The 25,676-nt window shown below is 45.5% G+C and carries 13 protein-coding genes; 1 reads left to right on the plus strand and 12 read right to left on the minus strand.

Annotated elements, in window-relative coordinates:
- Positions 1 to 81: 81 nt before the first annotated feature.
- Together secA and hpf are read right to left on the minus strand one after the other, a co-directional pair.
- Complete coding sequence (gene secA, locus AOU00_RS10075; RefSeq protein WP_069290528.1) at positions 82 to 2,532, minus strand: preprotein translocase subunit SecA; 2,451 nt, start codon at positions 2,530 to 2,532, stop codon at positions 82 to 84.
- Positions 2,533 to 2,944: 412 nt separating this feature from the next.
- Positions 2,945 to 3,505 (minus strand): ribosome hibernation-promoting factor, HPF/YfiA family, encoded by a 561-nt coding sequence (gene hpf / locus AOU00_RS10080; protein ID WP_013312261.1) that lies wholly within the window; start codon positions 3,503 to 3,505, stop codon positions 2,945 to 2,947.
- Positions 3,506 to 3,939: 434 nt separating this feature from the next.
- Between hpf and AOU00_RS10085 the strand changes: the two genes are divergently transcribed.
- The gene (locus AOU00_RS10085; protein ID WP_069290529.1) at positions 3,940 to 15,042 is read left to right on the plus strand and encodes a DUF7507 domain-containing protein; all 11,103 of its coding nucleotides are present in this window, start codon (positions 3,940 to 3,942) and stop codon (positions 15,040 to 15,042) included.
- Positions 15,043 to 15,201: 159 nt separating this feature from the next.
- Here AOU00_RS10085 and AOU00_RS10090 read toward each other — a convergent pair whose 3' ends face one another.
- From AOU00_RS10090 to AOU00_RS10135, 10 genes are all read right to left on the minus strand, one after another.
- On the minus strand, positions 15,202 to 15,399 hold the full coding sequence (locus AOU00_RS10090; protein ID WP_013312263.1) for a cold shock domain-containing protein: 198 nt from the start codon (positions 15,397 to 15,399) through the stop codon (positions 15,202 to 15,204).
- A gap of 262 nt (positions 15,400 to 15,661) precedes the next feature.
- Positions 15,662 to 16,750 carry a hypothetical protein gene (locus tag AOU00_RS10095; protein ID WP_061829932.1) on the minus strand — a complete coding sequence of 363 codons (1,089 nt, stop codon included), beginning with the start codon at positions 16,748 to 16,750 and terminating at the stop codon, positions 15,662 to 15,664.
- Positions 16,751 to 17,072: 322 nt separating this feature from the next.
- Positions 17,073 to 17,993 (minus strand): DUF2920 family protein, encoded by a 921-nt coding sequence (locus AOU00_RS10100; RefSeq protein WP_237166335.1) that lies wholly within the window; start codon positions 17,991 to 17,993, stop codon positions 17,073 to 17,075.
- Between the two features lie 80 nt (positions 17,994 to 18,073).
- The gene (locus AOU00_RS10105; RefSeq protein ID WP_061829930.1) at positions 18,074 to 19,222 is read right to left on the minus strand and encodes an aminotransferase class I/II-fold pyridoxal phosphate-dependent enzyme; all 1,149 of its coding nucleotides are present in this window, start codon (positions 19,220 to 19,222) and stop codon (positions 18,074 to 18,076) included.
- A 19-nt stretch (positions 19,223 to 19,241) separates the two neighbouring features.
- On the minus strand, positions 19,242 to 19,868 hold the full coding sequence (locus AOU00_RS10110) for an acetyltransferase (RefSeq protein ID WP_061829929.1): 627 nt from the start codon (positions 19,866 to 19,868) through the stop codon (positions 19,242 to 19,244).
- Positions 19,869 to 19,880: 12 nt separating this feature from the next.
- Positions 19,881 to 21,020 (minus strand): UDP-N-acetylglucosamine 2-epimerase, encoded by a 1,140-nt coding sequence (gene neuC, locus AOU00_RS10115; RefSeq protein ID WP_061829928.1) that lies wholly within the window; start codon positions 21,018 to 21,020, stop codon positions 19,881 to 19,883.
- On the minus strand, positions 21,017 to 22,045 hold the full coding sequence (gene neuB, locus AOU00_RS10120; protein ID WP_061829927.1) for an N-acetylneuraminate synthase: 1,029 nt from the start codon (positions 22,043 to 22,045) through the stop codon (positions 21,017 to 21,019). Before neuB ends, neuC begins: the two co-directional genes overlap by 4 nt.
- A gap of 16 nt (positions 22,046 to 22,061) precedes the next feature.
- The gene (locus AOU00_RS10125; RefSeq protein ID WP_069292031.1) at positions 22,062 to 22,778 is read right to left on the minus strand and encodes an acylneuraminate cytidylyltransferase family protein; all 717 of its coding nucleotides are present in this window, start codon (positions 22,776 to 22,778) and stop codon (positions 22,062 to 22,064) included.
- Entirely contained in the window at positions 22,778 to 23,797 is a 1,020-nt protein-coding gene (locus AOU00_RS10130) for a UDP-N-acetylglucosamine 4,6-dehydratase family protein (RefSeq protein WP_061829925.1), read from the minus strand. Before AOU00_RS10130 ends, AOU00_RS10125 begins: the two co-directional genes overlap by 1 nt.
- 29 nt (positions 23,798 to 23,826) lie before the next feature.
- Positions 23,827 to 25,635, minus strand: coding sequence for a motility associated factor glycosyltransferase family protein (locus tag AOU00_RS10135; RefSeq protein WP_081112448.1), 1,809 nt, complete (start codon positions 25,633 to 25,635; stop codon positions 23,827 to 23,829).
- Positions 25,636 to 25,676 lie beyond the last annotated feature (41 nt).

The raw sequence follows: 25,676 nt of genomic DNA on the forward strand, positions 1-25,676 counted from the left end.
TCAGTGGTTGAACTGCCGCCTGCCATTATATGCACTGCAGGGAATAGTGTATCTCAAGATTTCTCCCTTAATTTCAATCCGTTATTTTCTACGCGGACGCGAAGGAGCGGATTTCTTTTTAGGAGCCGCGGGTTCACCACTCGTCGAGATTTTATCTTCGTCGATGACAGCCTGACGCTCTTGATTGGATTCAATTTGTGCTTTCATGATGTATGTCGCTACTTCCTCTTGGATGCTAGCAATCATAGCATGGAACATTTCGAAGCCTTCAAATTGATATTCGCGCAGCGGATCAGTACCGCCGTAAGCACGCAAGTGAATACCTTGACGCAATTGATCCATAGCATCAATATGGTCCATCCATTTGCTATCGACTGCACGCAGTACGATAACTTTCTCGAACTCGCGTACCATATCTTCGCCAATCATTTCTTCACGGCTGTGGTATCTGTTGGTAACTTTTTCGAAGATCATATCCACGATCTCCTCTTTTTCCTTGCCCCACAGGTCGTCACGTGTAAGTGTATTTTCCTCAAGCAGGTTGTTGTTCACATACTCTGCTACTTCTTCAAGTTCCCAGTTTTCAGGAATGTCATCACCGCAATGAGCTTCCACCACACGCTCAATGACAGGCTTGATCATGTCAAACACAATTTCCTTGATGTTCTCTGATTCCAGCACCTCACGGCGTTGCTTGTAAATAATAGCACGCTGCTGGTTCATTACATCATCATACTGGAGAACGACTTTACGTTGATCAAAGTTGTTGCCTTCGACACGTTTTTGAGCTGATTCGATAGCACGTGTAATCATACGACTCTCGATAGGTTGGTCTTCCTCGAAACCCAACCGCTCCATCATATTCAGTACGTTGTCCGCACCAAAACGCTTCATTAACTCATCGCCCAGCGATAAGTAAAACTGTGTGGAACCCGGATCACCCTGACGTCCTGCACGTCCGCGAAGCTGATTATCAATACGACGGGATTCATGACGTTCTGTACCGATGATGTGCAAACCACCGAGTTCTGATACGCCTTCGCCCAGTACGATGTCAGTACCGCGTCCAGCCATGTTGGTAGCGATGGTAACTGCGCCAGCTTCACCTGCACGGGAAATAATCTCAGCTTCCTCAGCATGATACTTGGCGTTAAGCACTTTGTGACGAACGCCTTTGCGTTTCAGCATTTCAGAAAGAAGCTCCGAGTTTTCAATAGAAACCGTACCTACTAATATCGGCTGGTTCTTTTTGTTACGCTCCAGGATTTCATCTACCACTGCATGGAATTTGCCTTTTACGCTCTTGTACACTACGTCAGGCATATCCACACGCTGGTTGGGGCGATTCGTCGGAATTTGGAGCACTTCCAGACCATATATTTTTTTGAATTCTTCTTCTTCTGTTTTCGCTGTACCCGTCATCCCCGCCAATTTGCGGTACATACGGAAATAGTTTTGGAATGTAATCGTCGCTAGCGTCATGCTTTCATTTTGTACAATGATGTTTTCCTTCGCTTCAATGGCTTGATGCAAACCATCACTATAACGGCGTCCAGCCATCAGACGACCTGTAAACTCATCGACAATCAGAACTTCACCGTCAGCTACAACATAATCCACATCCAAACGCATAATAGCATTAGCCTTCAATGCCTGTACAATGTGATGATTAATTGTAACACTTTCCTGATCGTACAAGTTTTCGAGACCAAAGAAATTTTCAGCTTTGGATACGCCGTTTTCGGTCAAAGCAACCGACTTCACCTTAATATCCAGCGTGTAATCTTCTTCAACATTCAGGCTCTTCACAAAACGGTCGGCCGCGAAATACAACTCTGTCGATTTCTGAGCTTGTCCTGAAATAATCAATGGTGTACGAGCTTCATCGACGAGAATGGAATCGACCTCATCAATGATACAGAAGTACAACGGACGTTGAACCATCTGCTCTTTGTAAAGCACCATATTATCGCGTAGATAATCGAACCCGAACTCGTTGTTTGTACCGTACGTGATATCACAAGCATACGCTTCCTGCTTGGCGGCATGATCCATATTGGCCAAATTCAGCCCTACGGACATTCCCAGGAAGTTATAAATCTGTCCCATTTCTCCGCTGTCACGTTGCGCCAAATAGTCATTGACCGTAACCACGTGCACGCCTTTGCCCAACAGAGCATTCAAATAAACCGGCAGTGTTCCTACCAGTGTTTTACCTTCACCGGTTTTCATTTCGGCAATTTTACCTTCATGCAGCGCAATACCGCCGAGCAACTGTACGTCATAATGACGTTTACCCAGCACCCGTTTGGACGCTTCACGAACCGTTGCAAAAGCTTCCGGCAAAATTTCTTCAGCCGTAGTCCCTTGTTCGACCCGAGCTTTAAATTCCTCCGTCTTCGCTTGCAACTCCTCATCCGAGAGCTTTTCGAAATCCGGCTCTATCTTATTGATCAGTTCAACCGTCTTCATTAAACGCTTGACATCACGTTCATTGGTATCTCCGAAGATTTTCTTAACAATTCCTAGCATGGTTTACCCCTTTCACGCAAAACAATTAATAGAATCAATTTCACAATAAGAAAGGGTCCATGATGAAATTGATTCCCGATATGTTTGACAGGCCCGGCTGTACCAGCCCATCGTGCGATGTTCTTTGCATAAATTGTAACAGTTTGTAGGACATGCCGCAACACAAGCAGCCTCCAGATTTGCATCCGGTTAAAGATACCAAAACAATTGACGCACGAGATACACAACTTGGTTATACTTATCCAAGTTGAATTTTCCTTACATTTACAAAAAAACATATAAAAGAGCCTTATCCCGCCAGATTCGCAAGGATAAGGCTCGTGTTGTTTTCATTTTCCTAATATCCATGAAGCATGCTTCATTCGAAATCGTTCTATTCATTTTAAAATGTGAAAAGTTCCTACTTCACAGGCTATTCCCGTTCGATCAGACCGTATTTACCATCATTGCGCTTGTAAACTACGTTAACTTCTTCGTTGTCAATATTGGAAAATACAAAGAAATTATGTCCAACCATGTTCATTTGAAGAATAGCTTCTTCCACATCCATAGGTTTCAATAAGAAACGCTTGGTGCGGACGACTTCCAGCTCATCCAGTTCTACATCCTCATCTTCAGCAACAGCCACGCCTCCTGCCGGATCTTCCACAAAAAGGGTTTTCAAACTACCTTCCTGACGGAATTTTCGGTTTAGCTTGGTTTTGTGCTTGCGAATTTGCCGTTCAAGCTTGTCTACCACGGCATCAATGGATGCATACATGTCATCGCTCTCGTCTTCGGCACGGAGTACAAGCCCCGGCAAAGGAATGGTTACTTCTACAGTGTGCAAATCTCTGGTTGTGCTTAACGTTACACTTCCATCAGACGTCGGGGGTGCATCGAAATACTTTTCAAGTCTGCTGAATTTCTTATCAACGTAGTCCTTCAAAGCGTCGGTAACCTCGATCTGTTGACCTCGTACTGTTAAGTTCATAGGGCACGCCTCCTTTGCCCCTTCAGTATAGCACATATGTTAACGCCAAGTAAAAAAAGAACCAACATTTCGAAGCTATTTTACAAAGTTCTTCTTTTTTCGCTAAAACGCTTCCCATAACGTCATTCTTTGAAAACAGGTCTGTTTAAATTTGACTTGCATACATATGTGAATAATGAGTGCATATACGAATATTGCTCCGCTGACGTCATGACAAACAACTATTTTTGGCTTCATGCTAAGCGATTTTTATCGAAAAAGGGGGTGTCCCTTTCCCGCTTGACAGGTACATGGACTTGTGCGGTATGCAAGGCCTGGTTACAACCCAGACAATTTATACGAAAGGATTATTACACCCAGCCTAGCTGGCTCTTCCCTATACGGAGATCCCAAGATAACGGATTTGGAAGAGATGGAAAGTAGGAAGCTAATCCATGGCTTTTATTCAGCGTTACGTAACGAACCAGACGGGGGCTGTCACCTTTATAGGGAATACACTTGGGCTGGCACGCTCTAATTCGGTAGGAGTGCCGGGAACAACGACCAGCATTGGCGCGTTCATCACAACCAATACAGCCTCTCGCTTCGGCACGTATCCATTTGGCACGACTTCTGCCTTTACCAGTAACTCATCGACAGCATTCCTTGTGCTCCCTGCGGGCAGTACGGTGCTGTACGCTGAGCTTATTTGGGGAGGAAGTTATGCCAACGGCAGTACCAATGTATTGTCCAGCACCAACAACCCGGTCACATTTCAGACACCTGCTTTATCTACTACGGTCAGTCCTGAATCTGCAACATCAGTCAACGTCACCAGTCTCAGTACCTATGTGAGAACAGCGAATGTCACAAATCTGGTCATTCAAGGCGGTGCAGGGGCATACACGGTCGGAAATGTGACGGGCACCATCACGGTTCCCGATTCCACCAACACCAACCATGCCGGCTGGACGCTGGCTGTGGTGTACAATAACCCATCTCTGCCCTTCCGTAACCTGTCGCTACGCGTTGGTGGTGAAGGGGTCAGTACCGCTACAGGCTCGGTTAATGTGGTGGTGAGTGGCTTTGCCACGCCCGTACAGGGGACTTTGCGCGGTAGGGCGCTGATTAGCGCCCAAGAGGGTGACGTGGACATCACTGGTGACCGTGCGTTGTTTGGACCTACCACATCCAGTTTGACTGCGTTGTCTGGGCCTAATAATTTTTCAACTAATTTTTTCGCTTCTCAAATAAACGGAGACGACGGTACATTGGTCATGACCGGGACCTTCGGTACATTGGTCATGACCGGGACCTTCGGTACAACTAATGCCGTGAATGGGGCACCTGGAACGCAGGTGACGGGCGGAAGGCAAGGCTGGGACATTACCAATGTCGATATTTCCTCCACGCTGCTCAACAGCCAAACCACAGGCGTCCTCCAGCTGACAACAAATGGCGACATTTACACTGTAAATGCCAATGCCATTCAAATTGATATCAATGCTCCGCTGGTGACCCTGACCAAAACTGCCAGCTCTACAGGCTTGGTTATTGGCGATACAGTTACCTATACGGTTAACATTTCGAATACGGGGCTCGTCAGTGCTTCCAACACAGTGCTTACCGATACCATACCAGCCGGGGCTACCTTCGTACCCGGCAGTGTTGTTGTCGCGGGCACAGCGCAGCCAACAGCCAATCCCGCTACAGGTATCACAGTGGGCAGTGTAGCTCCTGCTTCCACGGTAACCATTACATTCCGTGCAACCGTCACTTCATTGCCAGCAAACACCCAGCTGGGCAATCAGGCATCGGCATCCTTTTCCTTTCAAACCGTGCCTGGAGGACCTGTCATTTCTGGCAACGTTCCGTCCAACACTGCCAGTACACCAATCTATCAGCCTGTTATTGGGATTGTTAAAAGTGCCAATACAACGGCTGCTACAGTTGGAGATACGATTACGTACACGTTTCAGATATCCAACACAGGCAGCATTGCTGCAAATCTCAGCTTTTCGGAGAGCATTCCCGCCGGATCATCCTTCATACCGGGCAGTGTGACCATTGGTGGTTCTTCCGTGCCTGCTGCCAATCCCGCTACTGGTTTTTCAGTAGGAACGATTAATACAGGTGCTACTATACCCGTGACCTTCCAGACCCTCGTCAATGTGGTCCCCGCCTCTGGTAATCTGACCGATCAGGCGGCTTACACGTATACCTTCACACCGCCTGACGGACGTGTATTGAACGGAAGCGGGACATCCAACACGCTCACCATTTCCGTATCCTCACCAAATGTGACCGTGACAAAAGCCTCTTCCCTGGCAGCAGCCGCAGTCGGAGAGACTGTTCAATTTACCATAACCGCCACAAACAACGGAATCGCCAATGTGACCAATGTAGTCGTTACCGATCCGCTGCCAAGCGGAGTTGCCTTTGTACCTGGTAGCGACACCGTGAACGGAACTGCTTCTGCGACTGCTACACCTGTGAATGGCATTCCGATCGGCACTTTAGCTCCAGGCGCATCGGTTACGGTTGTATTTCGGGCAGCCATTAATTCTCTGCCTTCTCCTACACAGATCAACAATCGTGCAACTGTCAGCTTCACTTCCGGGGCCTTTACCGGATCATCTTTGTCCAATCTTGTAACCATACCAGTCGTTATTGCAGCGCCGACGATTACCAAAAGCGCCAGCTCCAACCGTGCCAGCGTTGGCGGGACGATTACTTATTCATTCCTCATCGCTAATACCGGAACAGCGGTATTAAACACGACTTTGACGGAAACTGTACCGACAGGCTCCACCTTTATTCCCGGAAGCGTCATTGTCGGCGGGTCCTCAGTGCCAGGCGCCAATCCTAATACGGGAATTGCAGTGGGCACCGTAAGCCCTGGTGCACAAATTACAGTCTCATTCCGGACGACAGTGGATTCCCTACCACCCGGGGGTGGATTAAACGATCAGGGCCTGCTCCAATATTCATATCAGTTGCAAGACGGAAGAACCCTGTCGGGCTCACTTCTCTCCAATATTGTTTCCGTATCGATTTCGCTTCCCAACGTAGCAGTAACCAAGTCTGCGGGGTTCACATCCGTTAGTGTTGGCGAAATGCTGACCTACAGCGTGAACGCCGTAAATAACGGAATTGACCCCATCACAAACACCGTGATTACCGATCCACTCCCCGGCAGCGTGTCATTTGTGCCCGGAAGCGTAACCGTCGGTGGTTCACCTGTGAGCACAGCCGACCCAAGAAGTGGCATTCCAGTCGGCACCATTGGCGCAGGCGCATCCGTACAGGTGTCCTATGCTGTGCTGGTCAATGCCGTTCCGTCCGTACAGCCGCTGCAAAACACAGCCAGTGTCAGCTTCACCAGCGGTGCTTTTACCGGAACATCCCAGACAAATACCGTCTCTGTGCCGGTTTATCAGCCTCGCATCAGTGTGGTCAAATCTGCAAATACAACAGCCGCTACGATAGGCGACACGATTCTGTACTCATTGTTGGTCACGAACAGCGGAAACTATAACGCATCTGTAACGCTGACAGATGCTATTCCTGCCGGGTCCACATTTATGGAGAACAGCGTGGTAATCAATGGCGTTAGTCAGCCCGGAGCCAGTCCAGCAGCAGGTATTTTCATCGGAACCGTGTCGCCGCAAAGCCCTATCACATTGACATTCCAAACTGTAGTGGCTTCTCTTCCAACACCATCCCAACTGACAGACCAGGCCACCGCCGCCATTTCCTTTACGTTGCCCGATGGGCGAGTGCGAACAGATAGCACATCGTCCAACGTGTTATCCATTCCTGTGTCAGCGCCGAATGTGTCCATTTCGAAGACTGCAGACCGTTCCACCGCCATTCCGGGTGATTCGGTGTTATACACCCTGACCGTACTCAACAACGGAATCCAGACCGTGAGCAATGTGGTCGTTTCCGATCCTATCCCGGCCGGCTCTCAATTCACTGCGGGTAGCGTAACGCTGAATGGCTCCACAATAGCCAGTGGAGATCCGTCTTTAGGTATCGTAATTGGGAGCATTGCCGCTGGAGGGGGAGCTACGATCACTTTCAGGGCAACGGTATCCTCTCCATTGCCAAGTCCGCCGCAGCTCACCAATCAATCGCGTGTCAGCTACACCAGCGGTGCTTTTTCAGGCGTATCCGTATCTAACCCGGTGACAGTGGCTTTGAACGCTCCGGTGTTAAGCGTAAGCAAAACCGCCGAGCCTATATCAGCCACAGTCGGAAACATCGTAACGTACTCTGTGGCAGTAACCAACAGCGGTAATATTGCAGCTGCTGCCACATTGATAGACAATATCCCCGCAGGCTCAGCACTGGTACCGAACAGTGTGGTTGTCAACGGTGTTCCTATTCCCGGTGCCAGTCCCGAAACAGGTCTGTCTATTGGCTCCATTGCACCTGGAGCCGTGACTCAAACAACTTTTCAGGTGGTGATTACTTCCGTGCCTTTACCTCCCCAACTCACCGACCAGGCGAATATCAGCTTTTCCTTTCAACCGCCGGATGGCCGGATTGTTAACGGCAATGTTTCGTCCAATATTGTCACAATTCCTGTATCATCACCCAATGTGCAGGTAAGTAAAAGTGCTTCGGTAGCTGACGCAGTTCCCGGCGATACAATAACTTATACCATTACAGCTACCAATAGCGGAGTCCAAACCGTGACGGATGTTCGGGTAAACGATACGATCTCGTCGGGCTCCACTTTTGTTCCTGGCTCGGTTATTGTAAATGGAACGACATTGCCGTCAGCCAGCCCCTTAACGGGGATTCCAATCGGTTCCGTCGCTGCTGGTGCGTCAACAACTGTCACCTTTTCCGTGTCTGTCAACAGCCTGCCTACCCCACCTCAGCTGAGTGATCAGGCTACAGTTTCTTTTACCAGCGGTACACTGAATTTTACATCACTATCCAACACAGTTGTCGTCCTTGTTTACCAGCCTATTATCAGTCTTGTTAAAACCGCAAATACGAGTCAAGCAACGGTAGGCGACACCGTAGTCTATACACTCACCGCCCAAAATACAGGTAATCTAGCAGCGACCGCCACCTTCACCGATGCCATTCCATCAGGCTCCTCCTTTATACCGAATAGCGTCACCGTGAACGGTCTGCCTGTTGCTGGAGCCAATCCTCAATCAGGGATAGTGGTCGGAAACATTGCAGCAGGGGCTTCTGTCGCCCTTACCTTTCAAGTGGTCATTAACGCTGTCCCTGCTGGTCTGGGCCTATTAAATCAAGGTTCGGCCACATTCACCTTCCAGCCACCTGACGGCCGCACATTAAATGGAAGCGCACAATCGAATCCGGTGTTCATTCCCGTATCCAATCCGAATGTCACCGTGACCAAAACGGTCAATCAGACCTCTGTAGCCTTCGGCGATACCATTACGTATACCATTAACGCAGTAAATAGCGGCATTACACCCGTAACGGGAACTGTCTTTATCGACCCGATTGCTGATGGCACTACTTTTATACCTAACTCCGTACAAGTCAATGGTGTCACTATACCGGGAGCCAACATCGCCACAGGCGTATCCGTAGGCACTGTCCCTGCTGCCAGCTCAGTAACGGTCACCTTCCAGACCACGGTAACATCCTTGCCAGCGTCAGGTTTGTCAACGGATCAGGCAACGGTCTCTTTTAATTCCGGGGCTTTCGCAGGTCAATCCGTCTCAAATCAGGTCAGCCTGCCTGTATTACAGCCGATCTTGAATGTGACCAATACCCTCAGTGCAGATCGTGCAACCGTAGGGAATACACTTGGCTTTTTCATCACTGTAACCAATACCGGCAACGCGCCCGCAGAAACGGTCGTGCTTGATCTGTTGTCCAGCTCGCTTAGTCTGAATCAAAATAGCGTACTGGTCAACGGTTCGCCCATTCCCGGAGCAGACCCGATTACAGGCATTAATATCGGTTCAGTCGCCCCAGGTGCGACGGTAACCGTCTCGTTTAGCGCCGTGGTCATATCAGTACCACCTGGCTCCATACTAACCAACCAGGCCACTGTGAACTACACGTTCCAGTTACCAGATGGACGAACGCTGACCGGAAATGGTGCAGCCCTACCTGTATCCATTCCGATCTCATCACCGAATGTTACCGCCACGAAGGCAGCTGATGTGGCTGTCGCTGTCGTGGGTGATTCTATCCCCTATGTCATAACTGCGTTCAATAACGGACTCGATCCGGTTACTAACGTAATCGTCACAGATTCCATTCCTTTTGGAACTGCCTTTGTCCCGGGCAGCGTTACAATCAATGGCACTCCTGTTGTTACAGCCAATCCGCAAAACGGCATTCCTGTCGGAACGCTTGGAGCTGGGGGCGGAGCCACCATTCGCTTTTTGCTTAACGTACAATCACTGCCTTCGCCAGCGTCCATTACCAATGAAGCGACCGTCAGCTTTACTTCAGGTGTATTTAACGGATTTTCGGTATCCAATCCCGTTACCATCCCTGTGTATCAACCGATCGTCACTGTAACTAAAAGCGCGGGAACGGGAAGAGCTACGGTTGGAGATACTGTAACCTATACATTCTCCGTTACGAACTCTGGAAACATCGGCGCAGATACCGTCCTTAGTGATCCCATTCCGGCAGGGGCTGCTTTTATACCTAATAGTGTAGTGATCAATGGCACCGCCGCACCTGGTTCAGATCCAAGTGTTGGGATTCCATTAGGTATCATAGGTGCAGCTACGACTGTCACTCTGACCTTTCAGGCAGTCATTACCTCACTGCCCGCATCAGGTACATTGGTCAATCAGGCGACCGCAGCTTACAGCTACCAACCTCCAGATGGTCGTGTCCTGACTGGAAGTGCAGTATCTCCGTCTGTGACCGTCTCGGTCTCTTCGCCAGATGTGGACGTTATCAAAACAGCCTCCGCTACAGATGCCGTAGTCGGAGATACCATTACGTATACTGTGATTGCTACGAATAACGGAATCAGTCAAGTCGTCAATGCCGTTGTATCTGATCAACTGCCACCCGGTACCAGCTTTGTTCCGGGTAGCGTAACCGTGAATGGAACTTCGGTGCCTGCTGCGTCGCCAAGCTCCGGTATCCCTGTGGGCACCATTGCTGTAGGTGGTTCGGCAGCAGTTACATTCCAGGTCTCCGTCGTTAGTCTGCCGCAACCGCCGCAAATAACCAATCAAGCGACCGTCAGCTTTACTTCGGGCGCGTTGACCTCGTCTTCGCAATCCGATCCGGTCACCTTGCCCGTTTATCAGCCGATCATCGGCCTGACCAAAACCGTCAATACCGTCAACACACAGATCGGATCAACATTGGTCTATACCCTGACGCTAACTAATACCGGAAATATTGCCGTTATACCTGTGCTGTCGGATAACATTCCTGCTGGCTCTGAACTACTGTCTAACAGCGTAGTCGTTAACGGCATCCTTGTACCGGGGGCTTCGCCAGTTACAGGCATAACACTCGGATCACTGGCCCCTTCAGGCAGTATTACAGTGAGCTTCCAAACCATCGTCTCGTCTCTGCCAACTCCGCCTATATTGACCGACCAAGGGCAAGCGAACTTTACGTACTCACCGCCAGATGGTAGGGTGATGAGTGGTTCCGTCACATCCAATACAGTCAATGTTGCTGTGTCTGCACCTAATATTCAGGTGATTAAAACATCCAGTCTGGCAGCCGCTGTAGTCGGAGATACGATCAGATATACACTGAGCATCACGAATAGCGGTGTGGATTCAGTCACAGATACTGTTGTAACCGATACAATTCCTGCAGGTACCTCCTTCGTTCCGGGCAGTGTCCTAATCGACGGAGTAGCCTTCCCTAATGCCTCTCCGGTTGCTGGAATTGCCATTGGAAACGTCGCACCTGGAAATACATTCGTCGTCAGTTTCCAGACAACTGTCCAGTCTTTGCCGCAGCCACCACTGCTCACAGATATTGCAGCTGTCACATTTACTAGCGGAACGTTCACTGGCACTGCCTTTTCCGATCCACTCATCGTACCTGTGTTCCAACCGTTAATTGCAATTACTAAGGCATCCAGCACTCTTAACGCCTCCGTCGGCGATACACTGACCTACACGATTACGGCCGTGAATAACGGCAATATTGCAGCAGCGCTTACCATCAGCGATAACATCCCGGCCGGATCGACTTTCCTTGCCAACAGTGTCAGCATTGCTGGCAGTCCGCAACCTGGATTGTCCATCGAAACTGGCGTTCCAGTTGGATCCGTGCTGCCAGGCGGAACGGTATCTGTAACGTTCCAAACCGTTATCAATACTCTGCCTAATCCACAGGTACTGGTCGATCAGGCATCAGGCTCATTCACTTTCCAACCACCAGATGGCAGAACTGTATCTGGATCTGCGGTATCCAATCTAGTTAGTATCTCTGTATCCTCACCAGACGTTAGCATCGTCAAAGGAACGACGGCTACCGACGCCATTATTGGCGATATCATCACCTACACACTGGCTGTCTCCAACAATGGGATCAGTACAGCCAGTAATATAGTGGTTTCAGATATGATTGCGGCGGGAAGCTCCTTTGTGAATGGCAGTGTTACCATAAATGGAACTTCCTTCCCTGATGGAAACCCTGGCTTTGGCATTGCCATCGGTACGCTCGCTCCAGGAGCTGTTACTACCGTTACGTTCCAGGTTCGAGTCGACTTCTTGCCAACACCGGCACAATTAACTAATCAGGCATCCGTTAGCTTTACCAGCGGAGTATTTACTGGCAGCTCAACATCTAATGTGATAACCATTTCGGTCTTCCAGCCGATCCTGACAGCAGTCAAAACAAGCAATACCAATAATGCCACAGTCGGAGACATCATCACTTACACGATTGTCGTATCCAACACGGGTAACATTGCAGCCTCGACTACTGTAAGTGACAATATTCCAGACGGCTCTGTATTCCTTCCGAACACAGTCTCGATTAACGGCATTGCAGCTCCCGGTGCAAGCCCGGTTTCTGGCATCCCGACTCCAGCCATACCACCAGGACAATCGGCAACCGTCACTTTCCAAGTGCTGGTATCCTCCATCCCTGCAACCGTACTGCTGGTCGATCAGGCTGAGGTAGACTATCGCTTTAATGCACCAGATGGACGAGAGGCAGGCGGTTTCCATTTATCCAACATTGTTGAGGTAGCCGTGTCACCGCTAGACATCACATTAAGCAAAAGCGTAAGCTCACCTTTCGCCACTACTGGCGATACCTTGACGTATGAACTCGTGATCCTCAACGAGGATACGAATACCGTGCAAGATGCCCGTTTGCTGGACACTTTGCCAGAGGACATCGAGTTTATTACAGGTTCAGTTCAGATTAATGGATCTACGGTGGCAGAAAGCGATCCCGGCACTGGCATACCTTTGCCACCGTTAGAAGCGAATACCAAAACCGTCATATCCTTTGATGTCCGTATCACAGCGACAGAACAGCCAGGACCACGTACAAATCAGGCGCGCTTGTTACTCTCAAATGATGAAGAAGCGAGTGCCGTTTTGTCCAATGCTGTCACCATTGCCTTACTTCAGCCTGTGGTGAAACTGACGAAAACAGCCAGCACGGAGAGCGTACAGCCAGGCCAAAGCATCACCTATTCTATCGTCACAGAAAATACGGGAAATATCGGTGCGTTTGGCTTGTTAACGGACTCATTGCCATCGGAGCTTTCTTTTGCTCCTGACTCTGTTTCGGTTAATGGAATCCCTCAATATGGGGTCAGTCCAGGGCAAGGCATTGCCCTAGGTACCATCGCACCAGGAGAAAAAACGACTACCGTCTTCTCCGCGCTTGTCATTCGTGCCTCCGAGTCTGGCACACTGGTGAATCAAGCTTCGCTGGCTTACTCCTACCAGCTGCCGGACGGACGAAGCACGAATCTGGTAACTGCTTCACCTTCTGTCTCGGTTAAAGTAGCCCCTACTGCTAGAGGAGCCTTGTCAGCCGTGCTACGCACAACAGTGTCTACTGTCGCATTAGGGGATGCTGTACCTTATCAGCTGACTCTTGTTAACGATGGAGGCTCGGTCATTACCGATGTAGTATTAGCCGATTACGTACCGAATGGAACCATCATAAACCCGGATAGCTTGAGAATTAACGGTTCTCCACCTGCTGCTAGCAAGCCGGGTGAACCATTATTTATCGGCAGCTTACAGGCGGGACAGACAATGGATGTATCCTACAGCGTGAACGTTCAGTCTCTGCCTCTCGGAGGACGTCTAAACAATAGCGTACGGCTTCAATATGCTGGCAGTGACGGTGCGAGCGAGGTTACCAGCAACACCGTGACTATAACTGTTTTTGATCCACAGCTTGCCGCAAGTATCTCTACGGAAAATACGGAGGCCATCGCAGGAGAAACCCTTACTTATACGGTACTGCTCAACAACTTTGGCAACGTAACATCCGAAGTTACACTGCAACATTTCATTCCTGCCGGGACTCTATTGATTCCTGACAGCATACAGTTGAATGGTCAGTCACTGTCGGGAGTCGATCCTGCTGTCGGTGTTAGCCTTGGGTCTGTGGAACCCGGACAGTCATTGACACTGACTTATCAAGTGACCGTATTAGAGACGCCTCCATCCGGCTACATCGTAAATCAAGCTGCCTTCGCCTACTCGTTTACGTTACCTGGAGGAAGATTCGTATTGGGGACATTGAATACCAATACCGTAACGATCCCAGTTGTATTCCCACTGCTCGAATTAGTTAAAAAGGTGAGTACCACGGATGCCTCTGTAGGCGACACACTCACCTTCACCATACAGATTACTAACAAAGGGGGAATCACAGCGCAGTATCCGCTGTTCACAGACCCGTTGCCGCATGGACTCATTTATGTACCCAACAGCCTGACTATTCAAGAAAAAGCACAGCCAGGCGCTAATCCCGCTGCAGGTATCACGCTCCCGAATATTGCACCAGGGGAGACGCTCACCCTTACATTACAGGCACAAATCCGTGAAGCACCTGCAGATGGAACATTCAGCAACCAGGCCACCATCGAATATACCTCACGTCGTAGTGGAGGAGAGACCATTCAGGAAACCTCCCAGACCAACACCGTCGGCGTGACCGTTATTGCAGCCATCCCTAAACTTACGCTTAGCTCCAGCGCTTTGCGTGTTGGCCAAGAAGATACCCTGTCCTTTACCGTCCATGTGGAAAACATCGGAAACACCCCACTGGAAGAGCTCTTGCTCACTGCACCATTTGCAGCCGAAGATTTCATTTTGCTACGAACTGTCACCGTGAATTCTGTGCCACTTCCGCATCCTAACCTGCTCCAAGGTATTCCGTTAGGTCGGCTTGATCCAAACCACAAAGCAGTCATCGTATTCTCTTTCGACATCGAATCTGCGCTCCGCGCGTATCTGATCGCCCAGGTTATCCTGCGCTATCAATTCCGTTATCCAGACGGAAGCGTAGAGAAACAATCTGCCTCCTCCAATACCATTTTTGTGGAGATGGCTGACTTTGACGGTTCTCTAGAGTAAATGTTCTATTGTGTTAAGCTCCTTACCACTGGGTAAGGGGCTTTTTTATGTAATTAGAAAACATAAAAAAGCCCTGGAATATATTCCAGGGCAGTTGCTAGCGCGTTATCCATTGCTAACCATCTTACCAATTATGTAGGTCGGCTATGCCGGGGATGATTATAATTTGGTTACGTTAGCGGCTTGTGGTCCACGTGCGCCTTCGACAATGTCGAACTCCACGTCTTGTCCTTCTTCAAGTGTTTTGAAGCCTTCTGTTTGAATTGCGGAAAAATGTACAAATACGTCGCCGCCGTCAGATGTTTCAATGAAACCATAACCTTTTTCTGCGTTAAACCATTTTACTTTACCTTGCATGCACTAACATTCCCTTCGTCATCAAATGAAGTGAAGCTCTCGCCCACATTTCCGACTATACCACCCAAAGTTATCCATTGTCAATTGGAATTGATAATGTTTTCATTCATAGTTATTCCAATTTTACAAAGCGACCTATTCCTATAGATTGAAATGATATATTAGGCAAAAGAGTTTACTATACTTGTATAGTAAACTCTTTGTGAATGTTTGAAACTTCTAGGGGAAAAAACATTGAAAATTTTTGTTATTTCTTTTTTACCTAATTATAGTAAACTACCGTTGGCTGGGGCTCAATTCCTTTTGCATAGTAGTAATTCAAATTACTTACAAAATCAATTACTTTCTTTGTATCCAGATCATACACAAGAATGTCTGGATCTCCAGCCATATCAATAAAATCTAGGCGTCTAGGCGTAGTTCTGCCACTGGTGTCAACAAAAGAGGAACTGTGATACGGTGGGTTGCCAGAACTATATGCAGATTCAAAATAGGTAAAAAGCGTGTCTGCATTTAGAACAATCAGAACAGCATTATCCGAGCTTGCATAATTTGAGGTATACTTCACAGGCGTAGTGATACTTTTAATCCGAACATCTGATACATTATGACTCCTTGAAGAATAACTGCCCCCACTGGAAAAGTTGAATTCTCTTGACCATTCCAAATTCGGGTTTGCCACCGTTGTGTTGGCAATTTGGGTCCCATTCACCTTAATATCTCCATTTGGATACTCAATGACCGTATATAACAAATTGTTAGAGTAGGATGTTAGCTTGGCCGTCTTACCATTAATCGGTGTATCCGCTGGCGAGGCCGCATTCATGTGGATACTATAGCTTTCACCTACCGTTCCTGTGGAGGTAACACGAAGTCCCCAGTCCCCTGCTTTTAAGTCTGTAGCAAACTTCAATTCAGAGGCCTTTCCTCCAAAACCCGTCAAACTTGCTGTTCCCGTGCTCCAATCAATCGAATACAAATCAAATCTATAATTGGGATTACTGGATTTGATCTGAGCCAAAATGCTTCTATCCGTAGGTACGTTAAAGAACCAAAAATCTGTTGGATCAGTTGTCGTTAAAGAATCAGTGAAACTCATGAGGTCACCGTTCACATTGAAATTAGACATTAATGTAAGCCGATGATTGTTCACTTTAAGAGTCTCGCCATATACAGCCTCAGTCGTGCTAGTAGGTTCCAGCGCTTGAGTCGTATTAAGCGAAAGTGACGTATCAGTATCCTTCGCCGTTGAACTTGATGAGCTGGCTTCAACTGAGGATGGAGCTATTGACATACTGCTTAAAAATAAAATGGCTGATAAAATTCCAGTAAGATATTTCCCCCACTTCATAAACATCATCCCTTCTCAGAATATTTAAAATTATTCATAGATTGAAAATAATCCCTATGGATGATGTACTAATTCTATAACATACTTAATTATCCTTTATTCTAAGGTTTCGTCTTAGACGATCTAGATTGTAGAAAATACATTCATGGGTAACATCAAACATAGTTACAACCGCCCTTTCTCCCCTAACTCACTTATTAATAATGAGATTAAAGCACAAAAAAACGCAAGAAGACCATTTGTTAAATGTCCATCTTGCGAGTCCGGTTTTCCCGTATGGAGTCTTTGTTATTAGTTACTTCTAATTAGTTACTCTTTTACTTCAAACTCTTGATTGAATATTCAACAACGGAACTTGAAAAGTGTAATCAAATTCGTAAGCATAATTATTAGTTTCTATTTTGTTATTATTAATAGAAATCCTGTCGTTAAAAGTAAATTCAACGTTAAGATCATTTAACACATATTCAAATAATAATAGAAGGTCTGCATCCAAACTATGAGAACTAGATTTAAAAATTCTCTGATCCATATTTTCACGAGTTATCTCATGTAGAACACAATTATTAAGCGATAGACAAAAGTCTCTTTTGTCCTCTATTGTGATTATTTTGTCATCTGCGCCATGAAAAGAGTGAATTGTACATTGGTTATTCACTTTCTTAGAAACTGATGGTAAATGCAAAATTTGTGCGTCGATAATAAGCTGCTTTGCCAAATAACTAAAATCAGTTAAACTTCCATTTATAGTTATTTGACGATCGCCTAGAAGATATAACGGAAATATCCAAGCTGAATTATCAATGATTAAAGAAAATAGAGAAGGGGCAAATATATTACATAGATATGCTATATAAGCACCATGCGACTGTCCATAAGCTATGATTTTTCCAGCATTGAATGTTAACCCATTATCTTTAATGATTTCCGCTAGTACTGTGACAGCTGTTATATTATCCAGAGCTTGCATGATTCCCATGTCATTAAAGTTTGACACTGATTCCTGTAGTCGTTCAGCTTGCATGAACTCCCATCCAAAATAGTCACATTGCACCGTAATTAGATTAAATTTATCTGCAAATGTAGAACGCATTTTTTTATAAACATTCGAATTAGCATTCCCTCCAAAACCAGGGATTAGTAGCAATATCCCAGTATCATCGTTGATAACATCTGGTTCAGAGAAGTAAATCTTCAAATTCCTAGGTGAGTAATTATTATATATATTCGGATGTCCATTCATTATAAAATCATAGTTTCTCGACATTCTTTCACTCCCATTGATTCTAGTAAATTGTCTATTTCATTTACACGATATCTATACTAGTGATTGAAAGCATTTTTTATTAATTGAATAACAAACTCTTGATTTTCCCTTGTCATGTTCGTATCTGAAGGAAGACAAATTCCGTTTAAAAACAACTCTCGGCTGATATCCCTACCCACTTCATGTGTAAAATAGTCTGCTTCATTGAACAATGGCTGTAGGTGCAATGGTTTCCATACTGGGCGGGACTCAACATTAAACTTTTCCAAATAATGAACTAATTCATGAGCCTCAATTCCTACTTTCGTGGAATCAATCTGCATAGCAGTTAACCAACGTGTGGATTTACCAAAACCCTTTTCAGGCATAAAATATACGCCATCTAATTCTGACAACATTTTATGATACAATCCAAAAATATCTCTTTTTTGTGAAATTCTATCTTCTAGAACCTTTAATTGCCCTCTTCCAATCCCTGCAAGTACATTGCTTAAACGATAATTATAACCCAACATACTATGTTGATAGTAAATCGCCTTATCTCTTGCTTGTGTTGCATAATGTCGCGCTCTACTTAGTGCTTCTAAATCATCTGAAACCAGCATACCTCCGCCAGAAGTAGTAATAATTTTATTTCCATTAAATGAAAGAATGCCGAATTTCCCAAGCGTTCCACTCATTTGCTTGCCGTAAGTTGCTCCGAGTGATTCCGCAGCATCTTCTACAATTGGCACCTCGTAATAATCACATATTTTTTTCAACCGATCGTAGTCTGCACTCTGCCCATACAAATTGACTATAACTACAGCTTTAGGTTTCTTTCCCTTATCTGCATAAGTCTTGAATGCTCGCTCTAGTGCCTCAGGGGACATATTCCAGCTGTCTGGTTCCGAATCGATAAAGACAGGAATTGCACCTTGATATAAGATCGGATTAGCACTGGCAACAAAGGTAAGAGAAGAACAAAAAACAATATCATCCTTTTCCACACCAAGCAATATCAAAGACAAGTGAATTGCTGCTGTTCCAGAACTTAGGGCAACTGCGCCTCCACATCCTAAGTAATTTGCCACCTCTGCTTCAAAAGCATCTACATTTTTACCTAGTGGAGCAATCCAGTTTGTTTCAAAAGCCTCTGTGATATATTGTTGTTCAAACCCGCCCATATGCGGCGAAGATAAATAAATTCTATCTCGATTGGACATTTTGCTTCATCCCTTATCCTTATAGGTTTTTTATTACTCTGGCTGGACAACCCACAACTGTAACTTTTTCTGGCAAATCGCGGATGACACAAGAAGCAGCACCAACGATGGTATCACACCCTACACGAACACCAGGTATAAGACTTGCACCTATTCCGATATGAGCACAGCACCCGATTTGAACTCCACCTGCCATATGTGCACCTGGGGAAATATGCACGAAGTCTTCTATTCGGCAATCATGGTCTATAGTAGCCGCCGTATTAACAATGACATGCTCTCCAACGTACGCATCAGCGTTAATTACAGCATTAGGCATGACAACCGTCCCTTCGCCAATGAATGCGCTGGGTGCGACTACAGCACTTGGGTGAACAGCGTTACCAAATTGGACTGAAGCAGCTTTTAATTGACTTACAATCTTCCTTCTGGTTGTATTATCTCCGATTGCCACAATGAACAGCGCCTCTGGATACAGAGATAATAGTTGAGCAATCTGATTACGGTCCCCCAAGATCGGCAATCCGTTCCATGCTTCTTCTTTACAATGGTCATCCAGAACTCCAATGATTTCTTCACCACAGGACCGTAAAATATCCACGATGACCTTGGCATGTCCTCCTGCTCCAAAAACAATATAGCTCAAGGCCCATCCTCCTTAATAGGTAATTGTCTTTTGAATAAGCTGCTCTGACTTGGATGTTCGGTTCAATATATCTACGATGCGAGAGCTTGTGTTATCTCTACTGTAAATATTGTCGGCTGCTTTAACAATTTGTTGGAAAGGCTCAGACATTGCGTACTCCATTGCAGAAATCAGTTCGAGTTCGTCAGCTGCAATATCTATTGTGTTCACAGAACGCTCTCTGCCTGTCTGACGAGTTCCAATATTAATGACTGGAACATGAAAGGAGGCAGCCTCAATAATCCCCGACGAAGAATTTCCAATTAACATTTTTGCATTTTTCAACATCGTCAGATAATCAAGTTGCTCAAAACTAGTTACAAGGTGCATCCCTTTTCTTGCAGCAAAACGATTATATACATCAACAATCGCATCAGCTCCAGCATCCGAATTTGGCATCACACAAATTACCTCATTCTCCCCAGCCAAGAGAACTTCCATCATCTTACCAAGGATGTGCATATCCGCTTCTTCCGTGGTGACAGGATGATAAGCAAACAGCACATATTCGTTATCTATATTCAGATCGTATTTACGCTTCGTCCTCCCTAGCTCAGGCAGGGATGTGTTCATCATCGTTTCAATTCTCGGAGCGCCGACTACATGAATTCTCCAAGGTTCCTCGCCAAGCCTGATTAGGCGCTCTCTGCTTCCATTTGTAGCCACAAAGTGGATGTGGGCCAACTTACTAATTGCATGCCGAACAGACTCATCAATCGTGCCGGATACTTCTCCACCATGCAAATGAACAAGCGGAATGTTCATGTGAGAGGATACAATCGCAGCTGCAAGCATTTCTCCCCGATCTCCTAATACAACAACGAAATCTGGTTCCAAAGCTTCTACGGCTTGTGTCATGCCCATGATTGCTATTCCAATAGAGCGAGACATATTAGCATGAGTAGATCCCTGCAGTAGACAGTCTACCTTAGCAGATACACGAAATCCGTCCTTTTGGATAGCGTCCAATGTATACCCATGCTGTGGAGACAAATGCATTCCTGTAACCAACAGGTGGAGCTCCAGAGCATGTTCTTCCTCAAGAGCCCGCAAAACCGGGTAATATATCCCATAATCAGCTCGTGTTCCAGTAATCACCAATACTTTTTTCATTGCACATCATCCCATGATAACAAATAGTCTTCATGTACATCCTTTAAAAGCCGCTTACCAACCAAGTCATCAAAATATTTAGGCTCTATTCCAGTACCCGGACGCTTGATAACTAGATCTTCTCGGGTTAATTGCTGGCCTGTTTTTTTAGGTGTTGCCATCACAATACTTTTTCTTGCAACGGCTCTGGTGCTTTCCTCAGAAGGCATACACCTTTTAACACCATCCCCTAGGGCCTGCTCCACATTACGAATCGCAAGAACCATTTTTGAGAAATCAGCAGGCTCCAGCGAAGCCTTATGGTCAGGACCTGGAAGATTTCGATCCAATGTAAAATGCTTTTCAATAATTCTAGCTCCCAGTGCTGAAGCCGCTATAGCGATCTCAATCCCAGCCGTATGATCTGAGTAACCTGTGACCTTATTAAAGGCAGTAGATATTGTTTTCATAGCTAGCAGATTCACATCTTCTAAAGGCGCCGGATAGTCAGAAGTACAGTGTAGTAATAGTACTTCACTTTTTTTTAATGCTTGTAATGATTCTCCAATCTCACCTAAATTAGACATCCCGGTCGATAGAATAATCGGACGCCCATAGCTATCAAGCTTCTGAAGAAAGGGGATATTGTTCATATCTCCTGATCCTACCTTGAATGCGTCAATATGAATTGAATTCAGAAACTCAGCACTTTCTTCATCAAAGGGTGTAGAAAGGAAATCTATCCCTTTATCCTCACAGTACCTTTTCAAAAGAACAAAATCCTCAAAGCTCAATTCCAACTGTTTTAACATATCTAGTTGGCTTTCAGTCGAATTGGTATTTTCCGTCTGATAATTAGCCTTCTGGGCGTACTTGGTTACCAGCTTTTCGCTTTTAAAGGTTTGGAATTTCACTGCATCGGCACCGCATAAAATCGCTTGATCAATACACTCGAATGCAAGCTCCAATGATCCGTTATGATTGACTCCTACCTCCGCGATAATATAGATGGGGTTGCTACCATTATTTGATAAGAGGTTTTTCATGTTATATCCCTCCCTCCTACTGCAAGGATTCCTTGTGATTGGATTCTCTCCCAAAAAACTCTGCCATTTTTAAATCAAACTCGTCATCTATGTCAATAGATCGTTCTTTAGGCATAATGTAGCCACAATTATTAGGACCAACCAGAGTGTCACTATTCATCAACAGATTTCTTTTTACGATATAGATGGCTCCGTTTAGAGCATGTAGTTCTTTCAGATCTTGTCTCCTCAAATGCTCCCGTTCACCTTTCAGGTAGGGCGTAAGCCGACCGTTATCCATTTCCCTTAGTAGATAGGGTTGCACTCCAGACAAAGTGACACTTTGAAGTGAATCAGCCTGATGATCTAAAAATATTTTATATGCCTCTTTAATGTCCATAGCATTTCGCAGTGGAGATGTGGGCTGCAGCAGCATAATAACATCAAAAAATTGATTTTGCGTCTGCTCATAAAATTCAACTGCATGCTTCAATACATCAATACTTTTAGCTTCATCGGTAGCCAGTTCATCGGGCCTTATAAACGGAACAGCCGCTCCAGCTTGGCCTGACACATAAGCAATCTCTTTACTATCCGTTGAAACTATAACTTCGTCTACACAACCACTGTTTAGCGCGGCTTCAATGCTATATTGAATGAGCGGTTTATCATGTAACAATCTTATGTTTTTACCGGGTAAACCTTTTGATCCACCCCGCGCAGGAATAATCGCCAAACATTTGTGATTGCTCATCATACAATACCTTTTGTGAAGCCCAATCCGTTCTGTTCAATAAGCTCCCGAATGGCTTTCGGGAAAATCTGTGGTGCAGTCATCGAAGAATATTCTTGACGAATTGCCCTTTGAAATCCTTCATAATCTTGCTCTGCGGTATGAAATAACGAAGGAATGATATACATTTGTCCATTCTCCAACGCTCTTTCCGATTCCTCAAGCGTCATGAGTTCCTCATATAGCTTTTCTCCCGGCCGGATTCCGGTCTCAATGATTTCTCCACGATAGGGTTTACCAACTGCCTCTTCATACGAATCAACCAAGCATTGGGCCAAATCCGTAATTTTGAGAATCGGCATTTTCAGTACAAATACTTCTCCACCTTGCGAATAATGCGCCGCATCTATGACCAATTGAGCGGCTTGGGGAATAGACATCATAAACCGAGTCATCTCTGCATGTGTGACCGTCACCGGTATCCCTTTAGCAATCTGATCCCGGAATAATGGAATAACGGAGCCCCTAGATCCCATAACATTTCCAAAGCGGACACAGGAGAAAATGGTACGTTTGCTCCCTTTATACAAGTTGGCGGCAGAAATCAAACGCTCTGATAGCAGCTTCGTAGCTCCCATCGTATTCGTTGGGTTTACCACTTTATCTGTGCTGATGGCTACTACTTTTTCTACATTATGCTCAATAGCCGTCTCAATTAAATTCTGTACACCAATAACATTCGTTTTCACTGCTTCCATAGGGTTATACTCGCATGCAGGCACATGTTTGAGAGCAGCAGCATGAAAAATATAATCCACATCCTCCATAGCATAACTCAGTCTTTGCTTGTCCCTGATATCACCGATCAGATAACGGATATTCGTATATTCTTTTAATTCCTGCAACAGATCAAACTGCTTGCTCTCATCCCTGCTAAAAATCCGTAAGGCTTTAGGGTTATACGACAAAATAATACGTACAATTTCGCTTCCAATCGAACCTGTGCCGCCCGTAACCAATACAATCTTGTTGGTAAACATAATGACCTCCAGAGTGTAAAACGATTAATTTATATATTTTTATGGACCACTGCATCCCTATCTGTTTTTTTATCTAAACGGCAAATCGATTCCGAAAACATTTCTTCAAGTATTGGGATTTGTGTTGTAATATCCTTTAAAATCTTACCAACGTGCTCATAAATTAAATCAGACTTACGAGTCAACTGATGTTCTGTCACAATCACAGGAAGCACCTGATCAAAACGCGCAATTTCGATAGGCATAATGGACTCAAATATAGGTGAGAACCAGTTCCTGTTGGCAATCAATCCCCACATCTGCTCTATGGATTCCATCATATTTTGAGCCTTTGCCGGTTTAGTTCGGCTAAACTCGCGTAATTTATTCATAAGCTTGTGAATGGCTGCAATCTCAGAGCGTACATTGGAAAGGTCCTCACGTGTCGCTATCAGCTTATCTCTAACATCCTGCACCTTATTCATATCAACAGCAACATTTTTTTCATTTATCAAATCGGTAATTGCATCAGGATGAACAGATTCTGAAGCTAACAATTTATACATCTCTTCCATGGGATTGAAAGGAGCACCCTCAATCACTGCACCATTGCGGCTTGAATTAACGAATTCGATTCTCGGAAGGGCCGTAATGAGATTTTCGAGTCCATCCTTCATCAAAGAGAAACTCTCATCTGTAGTATTGTATGTTCCCTTTACATTCAGTACTTTCTTAGGCGCTTCTTGCACTGTCTTATCAGTAGCTTCGGCTGCAAAATGTTCAATTCCATCTGCGTAAAATTTGTTATCAGGGAACGACAAATCCTGACCTGCAAGTATGATCCGTTTAGCCCCTAAACATGCTGCTGCTTGAATAGCCGTTCCTGCAACCGTTTCTGTGGGGGATATAAAGAGTTCCTCTTTACTGAGTCCAAAGAAATACTGAGATACAGCATCACTTTTCATAATACTATGAATTTTCTCTGCACAGTTCTGATCAGAGATTTCATAATAAGATGAGGAGGTAAACAATAAAGGCTGCTCCCTTGTTACAGAAGAAGCAAAGATTTTCTTATTGACTGGATGTCCATCCATAATGACAGCAAGGTGAGGCTGTATTCCATGCTTTACTAAAGCCTGAATACTGGAGCCTGCTGAAATAATCAGTACATGAGGACGTAATTTTTTCAACCATTCGATATCTTCTTGTAACGATGGTCCCGATGATACAACAACCACCGTTGCACCCTTAAAAGCATAAAAAAGTCGCTCAATGGAAGGAGTGTATAACACATCAGAAAGGTGATATAGATAATTCCGAGTCCATTCTTCTCGAAAACGATTCTCTGTATGTTTATCTACCAGGAAGCTCTGACGATATTCCTGAAATTGTTCCTTTACTTCACGCAATAAATTCATATCATCTGATAGATACTTGCGCAGTGCGATAAACCCCAAATCTTCCAGCATATAACTACTTAACATATGAAACATCATATTGAGCTGAGATTGGCCAACCGATAACCAGTACAAATTGGGATGTCCCAGTAAAAGACTGAGGTCATAATCCGTTACTGCCTTCCGAAACAACTGCTCATCCGGCTCGTATACAAACAACCAGTGGTTCGGATACAATTCGAGGAGGTCAGCAATACTGAGCCCCCTTTCAAACCCATATACAAAAATAATCTTACCATTTCCAATAGATCCATCGACAGCATTGAGCCAAGCGATATCCCTTTCAAAGGGCTCAGTAAACAAAGGTATAGATAAGTCATCATTCAGCAAACTATTTATTTTGGTTGCAACATGAGGGAACCTTTGCTCTAGAATTGTATGGTTTATTTGTAGTTGAGACAAGGTAATACCACCGTTTCACATTAATATTTGTTAATTAGTAT

The organism is Paenibacillus polymyxa (genome assembly GCF_001719045.1).
GTDB classification, from domain to species: Bacteria; Bacillota; Bacilli; order Paenibacillales; family Paenibacillaceae; genus Paenibacillus; species Paenibacillus polymyxa_B.